Origin of the sequence: Janthinobacterium sp. (assembly GCF_031995485.1) — a bacterium.
Taxonomy (GTDB): domain Bacteria; phylum Pseudomonadota; class Gammaproteobacteria; order Burkholderiales; family Burkholderiaceae_D; genus Janthinobacterium.
Genome location: NZ_DAMAGB010000037.1, coordinates 12,983 through 28,551 on the forward strand (window position 1 = coordinate 12,983; position 15,569 = coordinate 28,551).

At 65.2% G+C, this 15,569-nt stretch carries 15 protein-coding genes; 5 read left to right on the forward strand and 10 right to left on the reverse strand.

Annotated elements, in window-relative coordinates; translation table 11 throughout:
- The first annotated feature begins 68 nt into the window (after positions 1-68).
- Positions 69-1,085 (forward strand): diacylglycerol kinase family protein, encoded by a 1,017-nt coding sequence (locus tag RTQ46_RS18930; protein WP_312439030.1) that lies wholly within the window; start codon positions 69-71, stop codon positions 1,083-1,085.
- 5 nt (positions 1,086-1,090) lie between these two features.
- Here RTQ46_RS18930 and RTQ46_RS18935 read toward each other — a convergent pair whose 3' ends face one another.
- The 3 genes from RTQ46_RS18935 to RTQ46_RS18945 form a co-directional block, all read right to left on the reverse strand.
- The gene (locus RTQ46_RS18935) at positions 1,091-2,266 is read right to left on the reverse strand and encodes a hypothetical protein (RefSeq protein ID WP_312439032.1); all 1,176 of its coding nucleotides are present in this window, start codon (positions 2,264-2,266) and stop codon (positions 1,091-1,093) included.
- Positions 2,267-2,371: 105 nt separating this feature from the next.
- Positions 2,372-2,782, reverse strand: coding sequence for a cupin domain-containing protein (locus tag RTQ46_RS18940; protein WP_312439033.1), 411 nt, complete (start codon positions 2,780-2,782; stop codon positions 2,372-2,374).
- Between the two features lie 77 nt (positions 2,783-2,859).
- Positions 2,860-3,675 (reverse strand): AraC family transcriptional regulator, encoded by an 816-nt coding sequence (locus RTQ46_RS18945; RefSeq protein WP_312439035.1) that lies wholly within the window; start codon positions 3,673-3,675, stop codon positions 2,860-2,862.
- Between the two features lie 165 nt (positions 3,676-3,840).
- Here RTQ46_RS18945 and RTQ46_RS18950 point away from each other — a divergent pair, with 165 nt between their 5' ends.
- Positions 3,841-4,410 (forward strand): type 1 glutamine amidotransferase domain-containing protein, encoded by a 570-nt coding sequence (locus RTQ46_RS18950; protein ID WP_312439036.1) that lies wholly within the window; start codon positions 3,841-3,843, stop codon positions 4,408-4,410.
- Positions 4,411-4,524: 114 nt separating this feature from the next.
- On the opposite strand, the gene RTQ46_RS18955 is transcribed toward RTQ46_RS18950, so the two are convergent.
- The 4 genes from RTQ46_RS18955 to RTQ46_RS18970 all read right to left on the reverse strand — a co-directional run bounded on the left by RTQ46_RS18955 (position 4,525) and on the right by RTQ46_RS18970 (position 7,049).
- Positions 4,525-5,220 (reverse strand): glutamine amidotransferase, encoded by a 696-nt coding sequence (locus RTQ46_RS18955; RefSeq protein WP_312439037.1) that lies wholly within the window; start codon positions 5,218-5,220, stop codon positions 4,525-4,527.
- Positions 5,221-5,232: 12 nt separating this feature from the next.
- Positions 5,233-5,739: a redoxin domain-containing protein gene (locus RTQ46_RS18960; protein WP_312439038.1), complete on the reverse strand. Its 507-nt coding sequence runs from the start codon at positions 5,737-5,739 to the stop codon at positions 5,233-5,235.
- Between the two features lie 20 nt (positions 5,740-5,759).
- The gene (locus RTQ46_RS18965) at positions 5,760-6,302 is read right to left on the reverse strand and encodes a carboxymuconolactone decarboxylase family protein (RefSeq protein ID WP_312439039.1); all 543 of its coding nucleotides are present in this window, start codon (positions 6,300-6,302) and stop codon (positions 5,760-5,762) included.
- A gap of 93 nt (positions 6,303-6,395) precedes the next feature.
- Entirely contained in the window at positions 6,396-7,049 is a 654-nt protein-coding gene (locus RTQ46_RS18970) for a MarR family winged helix-turn-helix transcriptional regulator (RefSeq protein WP_312439040.1), read from the reverse strand.
- 179 nt (positions 7,050-7,228) lie between these two features.
- Between RTQ46_RS18970 and RTQ46_RS18975 the strand changes: the two genes are divergently transcribed.
- Positions 7,229-7,669 (forward strand): hypothetical protein, encoded by a 441-nt coding sequence (locus RTQ46_RS18975; protein WP_312439041.1) that lies wholly within the window; start codon positions 7,229-7,231, stop codon positions 7,667-7,669.
- A gap of 6 nt (positions 7,670-7,675) precedes the next feature.
- Here RTQ46_RS18975 and RTQ46_RS18980 read toward each other — a convergent pair whose 3' ends face one another.
- Positions 7,676-8,761 (reverse strand): porin, encoded by a 1,086-nt coding sequence (locus RTQ46_RS18980; RefSeq protein ID WP_312439043.1) that lies wholly within the window; start codon positions 8,759-8,761, stop codon positions 7,676-7,678.
- Between the two features lie 7 nt (positions 8,762-8,768).
- Positions 8,769-10,664 carry an amidohydrolase gene (locus tag RTQ46_RS18985; RefSeq protein ID WP_312439044.1) on the reverse strand — a complete coding sequence of 632 codons (1,896 nt, stop codon included), beginning with the start codon at positions 10,662-10,664 and terminating at the stop codon, positions 8,769-8,771.
- 257 nt (positions 10,665-10,921) lie between these two features.
- Here RTQ46_RS18985 and RTQ46_RS18990 point away from each other — a divergent pair, with 257 nt between their 5' ends.
- Together RTQ46_RS18990 and RTQ46_RS18995 are read left to right on the forward strand one after the other, a co-directional pair.
- On the forward strand, positions 10,922-11,620 hold the full coding sequence (locus tag RTQ46_RS18990) for a YoaK family protein (RefSeq protein WP_312439046.1): 699 nt from the start codon (positions 10,922-10,924) through the stop codon (positions 11,618-11,620).
- 19 nt (positions 11,621-11,639) lie between these two features.
- Positions 11,640-14,705, forward strand: coding sequence for a two-component regulator propeller domain-containing protein (locus RTQ46_RS18995; protein ID WP_312439104.1), 3,066 nt, complete (start codon positions 11,640-11,642; stop codon positions 14,703-14,705).
- A gap of 14 nt (positions 14,706-14,719) precedes the next feature.
- Here the strand turns inward: RTQ46_RS18995 and RTQ46_RS19000 are convergent, their stop codons facing one another.
- Positions 14,720-15,367, reverse strand: a complete 648-nt coding sequence (locus tag RTQ46_RS19000) for a response regulator transcription factor (RefSeq protein ID WP_312439047.1) — start codon at positions 15,365-15,367, stop codon at positions 14,720-14,722.
- Positions 15,368-15,569 lie beyond the last annotated feature (202 nt).

Here is a 15,569-nt window from a genome sequence, read left to right on the forward strand (position 1 = left end):
CACACCACTGTTCACGTTACGATATGTGCATGCACCGCCCCGGTGATGATGAATGAAGCGACCCTGCCATGCCAACCACTGCTGTTGCACCCGACGCCCCGTTTTTCATCGCGCTCAATGCCGGTTCCGGCCATGACGAGACCGAGGAGCGGCGTTCGACCATCGAGTCGGTGCTGGGCGCCGCTGGACGCGAGTTTCATCTGACCATGATCGATGAGCCGGGCACCATCGACGAGGTCGCCGCCCGGCTGGCGCGGCAGGCAGCCGACGCGGGCGGGGTGCTGGTGGCGGCCGGTGGCGATGGCACCATCAATGCTGTGGCGCGCCAGGCAATCGCGCATGGTTGCGCGTTCGGGGTGCTGCCGCAAGGCACCTTCAATTATTTTGGCCGCACCCACGGCATCCCCGAAGAGTTGAGCGAGGCGGTGCATGCGCTGCTGGGGGCGCGGCTGCATCCGGTGCAGGTGGGCATGGTCAACGACCGCGTGTTCCTGGTCAATGCCAGCATCGGCCTGTATCCGAAGCTGCTGGAAGAGCGCGAAGTGGACAAGAAGCAATTTGGCCGCAGCCGCCTGGTGGCGGCATTGTCGGCCCTGAAAACCATCTTGAGTCCCCATCGCCGCCTGCGGCTGGTATTGAATCTGGACGGCAAATTGCAGCGCATGCGCACTGCAACGTTTTTTGTCGGCAATAACCGCCTGCAGATGGAGCAGGTCGGCATTCCGCCGCTCAGCGCGGCGCTGGAGGATGGCCGGCTGGCAGCGGTCGCGCCACGCAGCAAAGGCAGGCTGGGCATGCTGTGGCTGCTGCTGCATGGCGCGCTGGGTCAGCTGGGGCGCCTGGATCATGCCGACCAGCTGGCGACTTTCAGTTTTACGCACATGCAGGTAAAGGTGCGCACCTTGTCGCGGCGGCGCAAGATCAAGGTGGCGACCGATGGCGAGGTGAGCTACATGAGCAACCCGCTGGAGTTTCGCGTGCTCGATGAGCAGTTGCTGCTGTTAAAGCCCGATCCGGCGCACGTGCCCGGGCCGCCATCGCGCGAACTGCCTGCCTATGCGCCGGGACTGGCCGATATTCGTTAGTGGGTTTAGAGGCATTTCAACAGCGGCGCCCAGCTGCAATGCTGCTTGTACCATTCACCATAAAAGATCATCGCATACTGCTTCTCAGGCAATGGTGGCAGGTTCGCCATATCGGCGGCCAGCATCTTTCCCGTTTCAAGCTCGATCATCGAGAAATTGAAAGCCGGCAAGGCCGGGTCGTGTGGCACTATTCTGTCGCGTTGCCAGTAGATGGCAAGATGGCGGCCATCGGGACTTTGTCCCATGACCCAATAGTTGATGCCGCGAATTTCGGGCAGCATGAAGACATCGGCTGTTTTCGTATCGACGACGACATCCGCCTCATAATATGGCCGGTCATCCGAAAGCCTCCGTTGCGCACCGCGCACATCGCCCACAAAACGCGATGTCCATGCCGAACTGTCGCCAGTGACGATAAACCAGCCAGTACGGTTGTCCTTGAGGTCCGCCGTGACCAGCCACCCGGCATTATTTCCCAGCAAATCGAGCGCCTGGAATTCGTCGATATAGCCGGCTACGTCCTGATCCCGATATTTTTTCTCGTACCGCAAGGCCACCGGTTTGTTCTGGTGTTGCAGTGTCTGGTAGGTCATCTTGTCCGTGCCGCCATCTTCGAGGCGATAGCGGCTGTAAGTCGTAGTGCTGCGCCGGATGCCGCTCGCCATGCCCGGGACCAGGCGCGGCAGCGCGACCGGCTGTGCGCATGAAAAGTGGCTGCGATCGATGTGAGCGCGGGCCAGGTCTTCGCTATCCGTGGCTGGCCGTATATCGCCGATCAGACTGGCGCAGATAAAGTGGTCAGGGCGCAAATAGATTTCAACAATTTTACCGTCGGCCTGTTCCACTTTCACTGGCAAGGTCACGCGGTACCATGTGGCGCGGCCTTCGCCGGCGATCCATTCGAGCGTGATGGAGCGTTCTTTTTTGAATGACCCAACGCTGCCAAAGACCCCTGTCTTCTGATCCGCGATGCGTTCCCTGGACACGGCATGATTGCCGCTGTTGCCCAGCACGGTAGCCGAGATGACTGGCTTGCCTGAATAATTGTAAATGGCATACGATCCCTGCTCGTCCGGTGCGCAGGCGCTCAAACAGGCCACGGCGCACAGCAGCAGGCCTGCGGATCGCCACCGAACCAGGTGCTTCCTGCCTGTGACAAGGCAGCGTAAAATCAGGTTCACTACACGGCCCTTTCAGATGGTCGGCTCAGGTGTTGGCAAGCGCATCGTGGCCGGTGTGCGAACGTCCAGGACCAACCCTAACACAACTTTTTACCATGCTGACGTTCAAATCCACTGATCGTTTTCCACCGTCCGCTCGTCCGCCGCGCCATCGCCCGTATTGACCACGCCGCGCGGCTCGATCAGCAGCAGCCGGGTTTCGGCAGCGGCGCCGGGCTTGTGCTCGACGCCTTTGGGGACCACCGCCATCTGGCCGGCGGTCAGCACGATGACGCGATTGTCCGCGTAGCCGGGGCCGCGCAGGGCGATGTGCAGCTCTCCATCGAGCACGATAAAGGTTTCGTCGGTATCGGCATGGCGGTGCCACTGGAAGTCGCCTTGCACCTTGACGACCTTGAACTGGTAGTCATTCATTTCGGCGACCACGCGCGGTTGCCAGTGGCCATCGATCAGATCGATTTTGGCTGACAGGTCGATCGACTGGTCCTGGCCGCGCGTACTGGTGATGATGGACATGCTGTGCTCCGTTGAAGTGGTGATCCACTCAGAGTACGCAGGCGCCGCCAGCCCGTATTGAACGATCGTGGGTCTTTTTAAAGTCTGCCAGCAAAGCGCAGCCAGCGCCCCGGCGTCAATCCATAGGTTTTCAGGAAGTGGCGCGTCATGTGGCTCTGGTCGGCAAAGCCGGCGGCCATGGCGGCCTGCGCCAGCGTAGAGCCAGCCAGCAGCAGGCGGCGCGCCATGTCGAGACGGCGCATGGTCAGGTAGCGGTAAGGGCTGGTGCCGTAAAACACGCGGAAATCGTGCGACAGGCTCCAGCGATCGCGCCCGGTGGCCGCTTCCAGCTCCGCCAGCGTGACGGCGCGCGTGCAGTGCGCCTGCAGATAGTCGCGTGCGCGCCGCGCCGCCAGGTAATCGCCTTTCACGCGCGGCGCGGGCGTGCCGGAAACTGCCGCCAGCGCATGCGCCAGTTCGGCCAGCGCTTCGCCTTGTTCGAGCGGTTCAATCAACTGGCCGGCTTGCGGCAGCAGGGCGGCGGTTGCAGCGGCGAGGCGTGCATCGGTCGAAATGCCGCCTTCCAAAAAGGGCAGGGCACGCCCTCCCAGCACATCCTGGAACAGCGCCGGTTCGATATACACCATCCGGTAACGGAAGCCGTCATCGGTGCCGGCCTGGCCATCGTGCGGTTCATCGGGATGCAGCACCATGGTGTTGCCGGGCAGGCTGTTGCACATGCTGCGGCGATAGCTGAAACGCTGCACGCCGGCCAGCGTGCGGCCAATGGCATACGTGTCGTGGCGGTGCATGGCATAGGCCTTGCCACTGAACCACGCTTCGATGCGTGTCATGCCTTCTACCGGTTCGGCGCACCGGACCCAGTCCTGGCGCGCTGGCACTGCCTGCTTCATGATGGTTTCCTCTTGATCATGAAGACTGTACCCGCGCCGCATGCCGCTGTCCATGAAAAGCCGGGTCTAGGTGCGTGCGCCCACATACGCGTTTTTCATCGCAGGTTAATGTAAGCCCTTACGGCATGCCACTTCGCGCATGCCCCACCAGCAAAGGAGCTCACCATGTCAGCAAACCAACCCAGCACACCCCTCGACAGCAAGCGCATCGCGGTATTGATGACGGACGGCTTTGAACAGGTCGAATTCACGGGGCCGCGCGATTTTCTGCAGGAGCATGGCGCGGTAATTACCATCGTCTCGCCGAAGGCCAAGGGCAAGCAGGTCGTCGGCATGCATCACAAGGACGTGGGCGATTCGTTTGATATCGACCTGACCGTGGCCGAAGCGCAGGCGCGCGATTATGATGCGCTGCTGCTGCCGGGCGGCGTGGCCAATCCCGATGAACTGCGCATCGACCCAGCGTCGGTGGCGTTCGTCAAGGAATTTGCCACCGCAGGCAAGCCGATTGCGGCGATCTGCCACGGTCCATGGACGCTGATCGACGCTGAAGCCGTCAACGGCAAGCAGATGACCAGCTGGCCCAGCTTGCAGGCCGACCTGCGCAATGCCGGCGCCGTCTGGCGCGACGAAGAGGTGGTGGTCGATGGCGCGCTGGTCACCAGCCGCAAGCCGGACGATATCCCGGCCTTCAATGAGGCATTCCTGCGCGTGCTGACGCAAGGCAAAGGCTAAACCCTTTCACGGTTCCGTCAGCCGGCGCCGCTATTCGGCACGGCCATTCTTCCAGCGCGCCCGTCTGCCCGCGGCGCGCCAGTGGCGCCGCGCGGCCGGCAAACAGCATGTCGATCACACGCATGCCTTCAGTTCCCGCAGCCATGCGCTCAGCATCGCCTGGCCCGCTTGCACCAATCGCTGCCCGTGCTGGCGCGTGTCGGCGCGCAGCTGCGCCAGGTCCACGCCGGCCTGCTGCAGTTCGAGCGCATGGCCGGCCAGCCATTCCTCCAGCATGGCCGGATCGAATTCCACGTGACACTGCAGCGCCAGCGCATGGCGTCCGGCCCGAAATGCCTGGCAGGGCGTGGCCGCTGTCTGCGCTTCGGCGAGCAGCGCGGCACCGGGCAGGATATTGTCGCCATGCCAGTGCAGCACCGGCACGCCGCGCAGGTGCGCCAAAGGACCTGCACCGGCGGCGATGGATAATGGCGACCAGCCGATCTCCTTGCCGCCGCTGGGCAGCACCTGTGCTCCCAGTGCCACCGCCATCAGCTGCGCACCCAGGCAGATGCCCAGCGTGGGCTGGCGCTGTGCCAGGCGCTGCGCGAGGCCATCGATTTCGCCGGCCAGCCACGGGTAGCTGGCCACGTCGCCCACGCCGATCGGGCCGCCCAGGATGACGATCAGGTCGGTGTCGCGCCACTCCTCCGCAGTCAAGGGCGCGGCGCCCGCATGGCGGTACGCGATCTCGTAGCCAGCCGTTTCCAGGGGCAGGGAAAAGGCGCCCAGGTCTTCGAAGCGCACGTGGTACAGGGCGATGCAATGCATGGCTTTCTCCTTTCAGATATGACAGACGCCGTCGTTGCAGCGCGCAGTATCGACCGGTGCTGCTTCCGCCACCAGCCGGCCCAGCAGTGCGCCCAGCCGCAGGTCTTCGACGATGCCGAACAGCTGTTCGCGCAGCACACCCTGGCGGTCGAACAGCAGCAGGGTGGGCGTGCCGCGCAGCCGGTAGTGTGCCATGGTCAGCGGCAACGCACCGGTATTGGAAGGCTGGTCGATCCCGACCGGGAAATCGATGCGGTATTCATGGATAAATGCCTGCAGCGCCGCCGGCGTCATCACCGCATGGTGCTCGAACACCGTATGCAGTCCCAACACCTCGAGCTCGTCGCGGCCGAATGCCTGGCGCAGGCGTTTGGCTTGCGGAATGCCGTGCGACACGCAGCCGGGACACAGCATCTGGAAGGCGTACACCGCCACCACCTTGCCGCGCAGGGCGGCAAGGCTGACGGGACCCTTGGCGTTGAGCCAGGCCGCGACCTCGAATTCGGGCGCGGCGCTCATGCTGCTCAAGGTCCCGGCGCTCATTTGGCGCGCAGCTTGACTTGCGGGAAATCGAGCGGCACGTCGAACGCCACGTTCACATAATTGGTGAACAGGTTCAGCGCCACATGGGCCATGATTTCCATGATTTCACCATCGGCAAAGCCGGCCGTGCGCAGGGCGCCGACATCGGCTGCCGTGATCTTGGCGCGCTGGCGCACCACGGTGACGGCAAAGTGCAGGGCGGCGGCCGTCTTCGGATCATGCGACTGGCCGGCCTGGGCGGCGGCCATCTCTTCGCTGGAGGCGCCGGCCTTGCGGCCCAGCGCCGTATGGGCGGCCAGGCAATACTGGCAATCGTTCTGGTCGGCGATGGCCACGGCGATCTGTTCGCCCAGCTTCGCGTCCAGTGTACCGCTGCCCAGCGCGCCAAACGCCCCCCACATGCTGGCCAGCGCCGCCGGCGAGTTGGCGACGGCGCGGAACATGTTCGGCGTGGCGCCAAAGGCGGCGTGGATTTGTGCCAGCACAGGTTGCGCTGCGGCGCTGGCGTTGTCAATGGTAACGAGGTCGATACGGGACATGGTATTTCCTTTCTATGGGCCGTGAGATGGATGAAAAGGCTGGCCGCCTGTCCTTTTCAATAGGAGTCCTAAATATAATGCTCAAAAAAAATATCAGGCAAAGATTTCCCAGTTGCGCCGCTCTGTCGCAGCATCGGACGGCTGGTGCTCGGCACAGTCGATGCGCAAGAACGTGATCGGCAGCGGCGCCTTGACCAATGCGCAATGATGCGGCGTGGGCTGGCCGGGAAACTTGTTCGCTTCAAAATAACGGCACGACAGGCAGGCGCGCAGGGTGGGAAAACGCTCGCTCTTTTGCAGCTGCGCGATCAGCTTGAACAGGCCGACCAGCAGCTGGCCCTGCACCTGCGCTTCCAGCGCGGCGGCGGCGTCGTCGGCAAAGCCCAGCGCCGAGCCCATGCGCGTGACCAGTTGCTTGCCCGCGTCGGTCAGCCACAGGGCGCTGGCGCGGCCATCGTCCGGCGCGCGCGCCTTGCGCACCAGCCCTTTGGTCACCAGCGCCGTGACCGAATCGCTGGCACTGGCGGCCGACACCGACAACTGCGCCGCCAGCCACGACAGGCGTACGCCTTCCGTGCGGTCGTTCAGCAACTGCAATATCTCGGCCTGGGTGGGATTGAGATGCTCGGCCGTGGCAAATTCCCACATCCCCGCCCGCAACACGCTCGAGACGCGGCTGATCGCGGCAATGATACGGGCCGAGATGTCCGGGGTGCTGTCCCAAGGGGTTTCAGGTGTGATGTCCATGGACGAATAATAGCACGGCAAAATAATAAGTAAAGAGTCCTAACTAATATTTAACCCCAAGGCAGGCCTCGGAGTCAGACCCGCCGGATCTGGTCCCGGCATTCAAGCCGTTTGGTGAATGGTCAAACGCATTCGCTACAATATTGCCATATTATTCACCATGAAAAGGAGCCACCCTCATGCCCCACAACCTCCACCAGTACCTGGCCTCGCTGCCCGACGACGATGGCGATACGCCACCCGTGGTTGACCTTGATCTCTACTTTGCAGGCAATGCCGACGAAGAATCGATCGCGCCGAACCAGTGGGGCTATGGCCGTCCGCCGATTGCGCAGCTGTATGCCAGGTTCCGCGAGATTGCCGCCAGGCCGGAGGTGGAAAAGGTGCTGGTCGGTTTGCACCAGGACTGGTGCGACTACGACGAAGACGAGGTGGCGGCGGGACGTTTCCCGCCGGCCGAAAACGTCCATCTCTTCACCCGCGCAAAGGTGGAAGAAGTGGAAGGCTGGATCGCCGGCATGGAAGCCGACGGCGTCATTGCCGGCTGGCCCTACGGCAAGCCGGCGAATGCGCCCGCGCCATCGGAGGGCTACAGCGTGCTGTCGGTCTGCTGGGATTGAAGAGGCTCAGAAATTGTGCCGCATGCCCAGCACCACGCCGGACAGGGTGGAGCCGGGTACGTCCGCCTCGCTGCGCAGATTGTTGATGGCAAAGTCGGCCACGCCATTGCGGCCGTTGTCGAGCCGCGTGTAGTAGGCAAACAGGCTGCTGCGTTTCGACAGCAGATAGTCATAGCCGATGGTGGCGTGGGTGGCGCCCGTGCCCGGTCCCGCGCGCACGGTGCCGACGGTTTCCACCGCGCTGCCGCTGGCGCTTTGCGCGCGGGCCAGGCCGAAGCGCAGGCCGTGGCGGCCGGCCTGGTGCGTGGCCGACACATACACCGAACGCCGGCGCAGCTTGCCCGTCGCCGTTTCATAGCGCAGGCTTTCCACCACCGCCGCCAGCTGCGTGGCGCCGCCGAGGCGCCAGGCGAAACCAAGCTTGCTGCCACGGTCGCTGTGGCCGCGGCCCTGGTAGTCGTGGTGGTCTTCATGCGCCAGGGTGGCATACCATTCGCCGCTGTCGTGGATCAGCGCGGCCGACGTCAGTGACGGGCGCGCGCCATCGAGCGGCCGTTCCTCGCCCATGCCGCGTGCCACGCGCGCCGACCAGCCAGCCCAGCTCGGGGTCCAGTAATGCACGCTGTTCTGCTGGCGCCGGTCGAAGGAATACGTGTTGCCGGTATTGCTGACGGTGGCGCCGGCGCCATTGCCCATCAGGCTCATGTAGCCGGCCGTGGTGGGATAGAACGGGTCGAGCGACGACGTCGCTCCGTTGTAGGGCAGGGTCCAGTTACCGCCAAACAGCGTGCCCCAGGGACCCTGGATACCGACGCGGGTGTCGCGCGCGGCGATGCTGCCCGCGCCCGTGTCGGGCGCCAGCGTGCCTTCGACCTGGAACAGCGCCTGCCAGCCGCCGCCCAGGTTTTCCGTGCCGCGAAAACCGATCACCGAGCGGTTGTTGGACAGGCGCTGCAGATTGTCGCCGGTGCCGGATGCATGCAGCGCCTCGATGCCGATATTCAGGCGGCCATACAGCTGCACGTTTTCCTGTGCGGCGGCGGGCAGGGCGACTGCCAGCGCGCCGGCAGCGAGCAAATACACACGCGTCATGGCTGCCTTAAAACGCAAAGCAGCTGCAGCCCAACGCACCCCAGAAACCGGAGTGGCTGGAGACCGGCACCGAGCTCTTGCGCGCCACATCGTGCGCGTGGGCGTGCACGCCGCAGGCGCCCTGGCACTGGTGCTGCTGCAGTACGCTGGTTTTTTGCGGCGGCGCGGCGCGGTAGTGGCCGGCCACGTTTTTCACCGGCGACCAGTCCGGCAGCACGGGAATCGGCGGCGGCGCCAGCGTGGTGAATTCGGACTGGCCGTAGACGATCTTGCCGCCGACGATGGTCAAGACCGATTCGATCGACTTGATCGCTTCTTCGTCGATGCTGAAGAAGTCCGCGCTCAGTACCGCCAGGTCGGCCAGCATGCCTTCCTGGATGCGGCCTTTTTTGTCCTTCTCGTTCGAGAACCAGGCGCTGCCCGTGGTCCACAGTTCCAGCGCGGTGTCGCGCGACAGGCGCGAACCTGCGTCGTACAGGCGCAAGCCGCCCACGGTGCGGCCCGACACCAGCCAGTACAGGGCAGTCCACGGGTTGTAGCTGGCCACGCGGGTGGCGTCGGTGCCGGCGCCGACCGGCACGCCGGACTGCAGCATGCGGGCGATTGGCGGCGTCAGCTTGGCCGCTTCCGCGCCGTAGCGCTCGACAAAATATTCGCCCTGGAAGGCCATGCGGTGCTGGATGGCGATGCCGCCGCCCAGCGCCTTGACGCGGTCGATATTACGCGGCGTGATGGTTTCGCAGTGGTCGAACATCCAGGTCAGGCCATCGAACGGAATGTCGCGGTTGACCTTTTCAAACACCGTCAGCATGCGGTCGATCGATTCGTCATAGGTGGCGTGCAGGCGGAACGGCCAGCGTTTCGACACCAGGTGGCGCACCACCTTTTCCAGTTCGTCGTCCATGCCGGGCGCCAGGTCCGGGCGCGGCTCCAGGAAGTCTTCGAAGTCGGCCGCCGAGAACACCAGCATTTCGCCGGCGCCGTTGTGGCGGTAGTAATCATCGCCCTGGCCGGGCGTCACCATTTCGGTCCACTTCTGGAAGTCTTCCAGTTCGCGGCCCTTGTTCTGCGTGAACAGGTTGTAGGCGATGCGGATGGTCAGCTGATTGTCTTTGGCCAGCTGGTCGACCACTGCATAGTCTTCCGGATAGTTCTGGAAGCCGCCGCCGGCGTCGATCGCGCTGGTCAGGCCCAGGCGGTTCAGTTCGCGCATGAACTGGCGCGTGGAATTGACCTGCAGCTCGCGCGGCAGGGTCGGGCCCTTGGCCAGGGTGGCATACAGGATCATCGCGTTCGGACGGGCGATCAGCATGCCGGTCGGGTTGCCCGAGGCATCGCGCACGATCTCGCCGCCTGGCGGATTCGGCGTGTTCTTGTCGTAGCCGACCACGCGCAAGGCGGCGCGGTTGAGCAGGGCGCGGTCGTACAGGTGCAGGATGAAGACCGGCGTGTCGGGCGCGGCCGCATTGATTTCTTCCAGCGTCGGCATGCGTTTTTCGGCGAACTGGAATTCGTTCCAGCCGCCGACCACGCGCACCCATTGCGGATTCGGCGTGCGCAGCGCCTGTTCTTTCAGCATGCGCAGCGCGTCGGCCAGCGAGGGCACGCCTTCCCAGCGCAGTTCCAGGTTGTAGTTCAGGCCGCCGCGGATCAGATGCAGGTGCGAGTCGTTCAGGCCGGGAATCGCGGTGCGGCCATTGAGGTCGATCACGCGGCTGTCCGGCGTGCGGTGGCGCATCACGTCGTCGATGTCGCCGACGGCCAGGAACTTGCCATCGGCAATCGCCACGGCGCTCGCTTGCGGACGGCTCTTGTCGACCGTGTGGAAGCGGCCGTTGAACAGGATCAGCGGCGCTTCTTTCGACGGCGCGCTGGTGGAGGATAAGGTAGTTTGTTCGGTCATGGTGCAGCTCCATGGTAGGTGAAGAAGGGCCGGCGCAGACGTGAAGCGAAGCGCGGCAGGCGATAATCTCGTTTCCCAGTGTAGCCGCGAAGGCCGGCTTTCGCACGGGCCAAAAGATCAGTTGGGTGGAGCGGGAACTGTACTAATGGGTGGTGCGGCGGCGCGCCGCCTGTTCTACCATGCAGACATGCCGCGCCCGGCGTGGTGCTCCACTGCCGGCGCATTTTTCAGTATGTCAGAATGCAGGGAGCATCATCATGGAACAACCACCACACAGCCGATTGTTCGGCGCCGGCCTGGGCTTTTTGGCCGGCTATGTCGACACGCTGGGCTTTATCGCCCTGTTCGGCCTGTTTACCGCCCACGTCACCGGCAACTTCGTGCTGATCGGCGCGGCGCTGGCCGACCCGTCGCGCGTGTCGATCCTGCTCAAATTCCTCGCCTTTCCCGCGTTCGTGATCGGCGTGGCCGTCACGCGCCTGATGGTGCTGGCGATCGACCGCCGCGGCGGCCCGTCGCTGACCCTGGCGCTGATCCTGCAATGGGTGCTGCTGGCCGCCTTCATGGCGTTCGGCTGCCTGGCCGAACCGATCGGCAAGGATGTCAGCGACATGGCGATGGTTGCCGGCCTGCTGGGCACGGCCGCGATGGGCGTGCACAGCGCGACCAGCCGCTTGCTGCTGGCGCACCTGGCGCCGACCTCGATGATGACCGGGAACGTGACGCAGATCGTGCTCGACACGGTCGACGTGCTGCGCGGCGCGGCCGACGCCACCACCAGCGCGCGCTGCGTGAAAACCCTGTGGCCGCTGGCGGCGTTCGCGGTGGGCGCCATCGCGGCCGCCTTTGCCTACCTGGCCTACGGCTTTATCGCGCTGGCCATCCCGCTGGTGCTGCTGGGCGCCTTGATCGTGGTGCAGCAGCGCACCGTGCGTCCGGCCCTGCCGGCGGCCTGACCGGAGACGGCCAACCTTGATGCGTTTCTGGCTGCTGTGGCTGATATTGATGCTGGCCAGTCCGCCGGGGCTGGCCATCGACGCCGCGCGCGCCATCCATCAGCTGCAGCACACCAGCTGGACGGCGCGCGAAGGCGCGCCCGACGACATCGCCGTCATGCTTCAGGGGCATGACGGTTTTTTATGGCTGGGCACGCATTCCGGCCTGATCCGCTTTGACGGCCTGCATTTCGAACCCGTCGCAGCGCGCCAGGGCCGTTTTCCCGATACCGTGGCGCTGGCGCTCAAGCGTGCCGCGGACGGCGGCATGTGGGTCGGCTGGCAGGTGGGCGGCATCAGCCACGTGAAAGATGGCGTGGTGCGCAATTTCGGCGAAGCGCAAGGCCTGCGCATCGGCACCGTGTGGGGCTTTGCCATCGACCGCGCGGGCGCCGTATGGGCCGCCGGCGCCGGCGGCGCTGCCCGTTTCGACGGCACGCGCTGGCAGACCATGGGACCCGGCCAGGGTTTTACGGCCCACAAGGGCTCGGCCGTGTTTGTGGACCGCGACGGCCTGCTGGGCGTGTTTACCGAGCAGGGACTGTTCCTGTGGCATGCGCGAGAGCAGCGCTTCGCGCCGCCGGTCGGCAAACTCGACCTGCGCGCGCCGCCGCAGCAGGCGCCGGATGGCCGCATTTACCTGCTGGAACTGCGCGGCATCCGCATCATCGACGCGCTGGCGCAATACGACCAGCTGAATCATCCATGGATCTACCGCGACACCAGCGGCACCAGCGGCAGCATGCTGGTCGACCGCCAGGGCACGCTGTGGTTCGACAGCCAGTACGGCCTGCACCGCACGCGCAGCAGCGGCACGCTGGCGCCGGGAGCGCTGGGCATCAGCGGCGACACCGAATCGTTCCTGCCCAGGGATGGTCTCAGCAACGCGCTGATCGGCACGCTGTGCGACGACAATGAAGGCAATCTATGGGTCGCCACCGATGCGGGCCTGGACCGCTTTCGGCAGGCCGTGCCGGTGGTGCTGCGCGGACAGATGGGGCCGGACCTGCCCGAGGCTTTCCGCGCGCAGCAACTGCTGCCCGGTCCGGGCGGCACCATGTGGCTGGGCAAGGACAAAACCGGCACCTCGCTGATGCTGCTGCAGCCAGATGGCGAGGCCCTGCATGCGTTCACCCTGCCGCACCTGTCGGCCTTGATGGCCACGCCGCAGGCGATGTGGATCGCCATGTCCGCCGGCTTGCAGCAGATCGACACGAACAATGGGCGCCTGCTGCGCAGCATTGCGTATCCCCCCGAGGCGCGCGCCATTGGCCGCACGCGCCAGTTTGCCAGCGCGCCGGACGACAGCATCTGGGCCAATTTCAGCGGTGGCGGCCTGTTTCACTATCTTGATGGCGCATGGCGGCGCGAACCGGCCCTGCTTGAAGGCAGGCTGAGCTGGCCGCTGGCAATGCTGGTCGACACGGCCGGGCGCCTGTGGCTGTCGTATGCCGACGGCAGCCTGGCGCTGCTGGACAACGGCCGCCTGCAACGCCACGGCGCGGCGCAGGGATACACTCTCGGAAAAACGCCGGCGCTGTTCGAACGCGACGGCCAGGTATGGCTCGGTGGCGAACATGGCGTGGCGGTATGGCGCGATGGCCGCTTCACCATGTTGCGCAGCGCGGACGCCGGCGCCTTTGACGGCGTGGTGGGGCTGCTGCGCGCGCGCGACGGCAGCCTGTGGCTCAATGCGGCCAACGGCGCCGTGCATGTGGCGCCCGCCGAGGTGGCGCAGGCGCTGCGCGATCCGGCATATCCGATGCGCGCGCGCACCTACGACGCGGTCGACGGCATCACGGGCAAGATCGGCATGCTGCACAGCCAGTCGGTGGCCGAAGCGGGCGACGGCAGGATCTGGTTTTCGCGCCAGAGCGTGACGTTCTGGATCGATCCGCGCCAGCCATCGGTCACGCTGCCGGCGCCGCAGGCGCAGGTCGCCGCCCTGGCGATCGACGGCGACGCTGTCGCCACCGCCGATTGCGACCGGCTGCCAGCCGGCACGCGCGACGTGCTGTTTACCTATAACGCCAGCAGCCTGGGCACGCCGTCGCGGCTGCAGTTTCATTATCTGCTCGAAGGCTATGACCGGCACTGGCACGAGGCAGGCAGCCGGCGCCAGGCGCAGTACACGGGCCTGGGGCCGGGCAAGTACCGCTTCAACGTGCTCGCATTCAATGGCGACGGCGTGGCCAGCAACGTGGCGCAACTGCCGTTTCATGTGTTGCCCGCGTTTTACCAGACCTGGTGGTTCCGCAGCCTGTGCGCGGCCGCCTTGCTGGTGGCCGCGTGGCTGGCGTTCCGCTGGCGCGTGCGCCAGCATGGCGCGCGCCTGCAGGCGCGGCTCGAAGCGCAGCAGGCCGAACGCGAACGCATCGCGCGCGAACTGCACGATACCTTGTTGCAGGGCACCCAGGCGGTGATCCTGCATTTTCATAACGCCAGCATGGCGCTGCCGCCTGACGAACCGGCCAGGCACGGCATGCTGCGCGCGCTCGACGAGGCCGACCGCATGCTGGCCGAGGGGCGCGATCATGTGCATGAGCTGCGTGCCGGCGACGATGCGGGCGGCCGCTGGTGCCAGGCGCTGCAGCAGGAAGGCGAGCGCCTGGCAGCGTTGCACGGCATCGCTTTCCGCCAGGTTGAAACGGGTACGCCGCGCGCCTTGCATGCCGTGACGGCGCATGAAATGTACCGCATCGCCAGCGAAGCGATGCGCAACGCTTTCCAGCATGCGCGCGCCAGCACGATCGAAGTGGAAGTGCGCTACCTGGCCAGCCGCGTGCTGATCGACGTGCGCGACGATGGCCAGGGCCTGCCGCCGGCCGTGCTGGCCAGCGGGCAGCTCGCGGGCCACTGGGGCTTGCCCGGCATGCGCGAACGCGCCGCGAATCTCGGTGCGCAGCTGACCCTGGCCACGCGCGCCGGCGGCGGCACGCACTGGCGCCTGTCGGTGCCGGGCCAGCGCGCGTGGGCCAGCCAGGGCAACTGGCTGCGGCGCTGTGGTGCGTATCTGCGCTCGCGCTGGCGCGGCCAGGAGCGGTAACGCTCCGGAAACACTCAGGTATCGAGGATGCCGCGCCGCAGCGCGATGGTGACCGCGTGCGTGCGGTCCTTGGCGCCCAGCTTGGCCAGGATGGTGCTCATGTGGGCCTTCACGGTTTCTTCCTTGATGGTCAGCAAGGCGCCCGTCTCGCGGTTGGAATTGCCCTGCGCGACCAGCCGCAGCACTTCCAGTTCGCGGTTCGACAGCATGTCGGCGCAGGCGTAGCGCGCCATCTCCGCTTCCACTTCCGGCGTCATGTGGCGCCGCCCCGCATGCACGGCCTGTATCGCCGCCAGCAATTCGTGGCGCAGCGAACTTTTCAGCAGATAGCCGCAGGCGCCGGCGCCCATCGCACGCCCGACCAGCGTGTCGCCCTTGTAGGTGGTCAGCACCAGGATGCGTGCCTGCGGGTGTTGTGCGCGGATGGCGGCGATGGCGTCGAGGCCATTGAGCACCGGCATCTGCAGGTCCATCAGCGTGACGTCGGGGCGCAGCGCCATGAACTGCTGCACCGCCTGCTGGCCATCGCTGGCCTGGCCCACCAGCTCCACTCCCGGAAACGAACGCAGCAATCCCGCGATGCCATCGAGCAGCAACTGATGGTCGTCGGCAATCAAGACGCGTATCGGTGACGTGTCGTTGCCCGGGGCGCTGGCCGTCATGGAGAATAAATCGATCAAGAGTCGTTGGAAAATAGTGAGTGAAAGGCATTTTACCTCAGGGTTCGCCACTCTGCAGGACCGGCTTTGCATCTGCACCGGCACGCAGGAAATATCACCGGCCTATATATTTAGATAGTGGTGGCCAGAAGCGCGACGGCATACGATGGATGCTTGTACTTACCTAATAAAACCCATTGCCAAG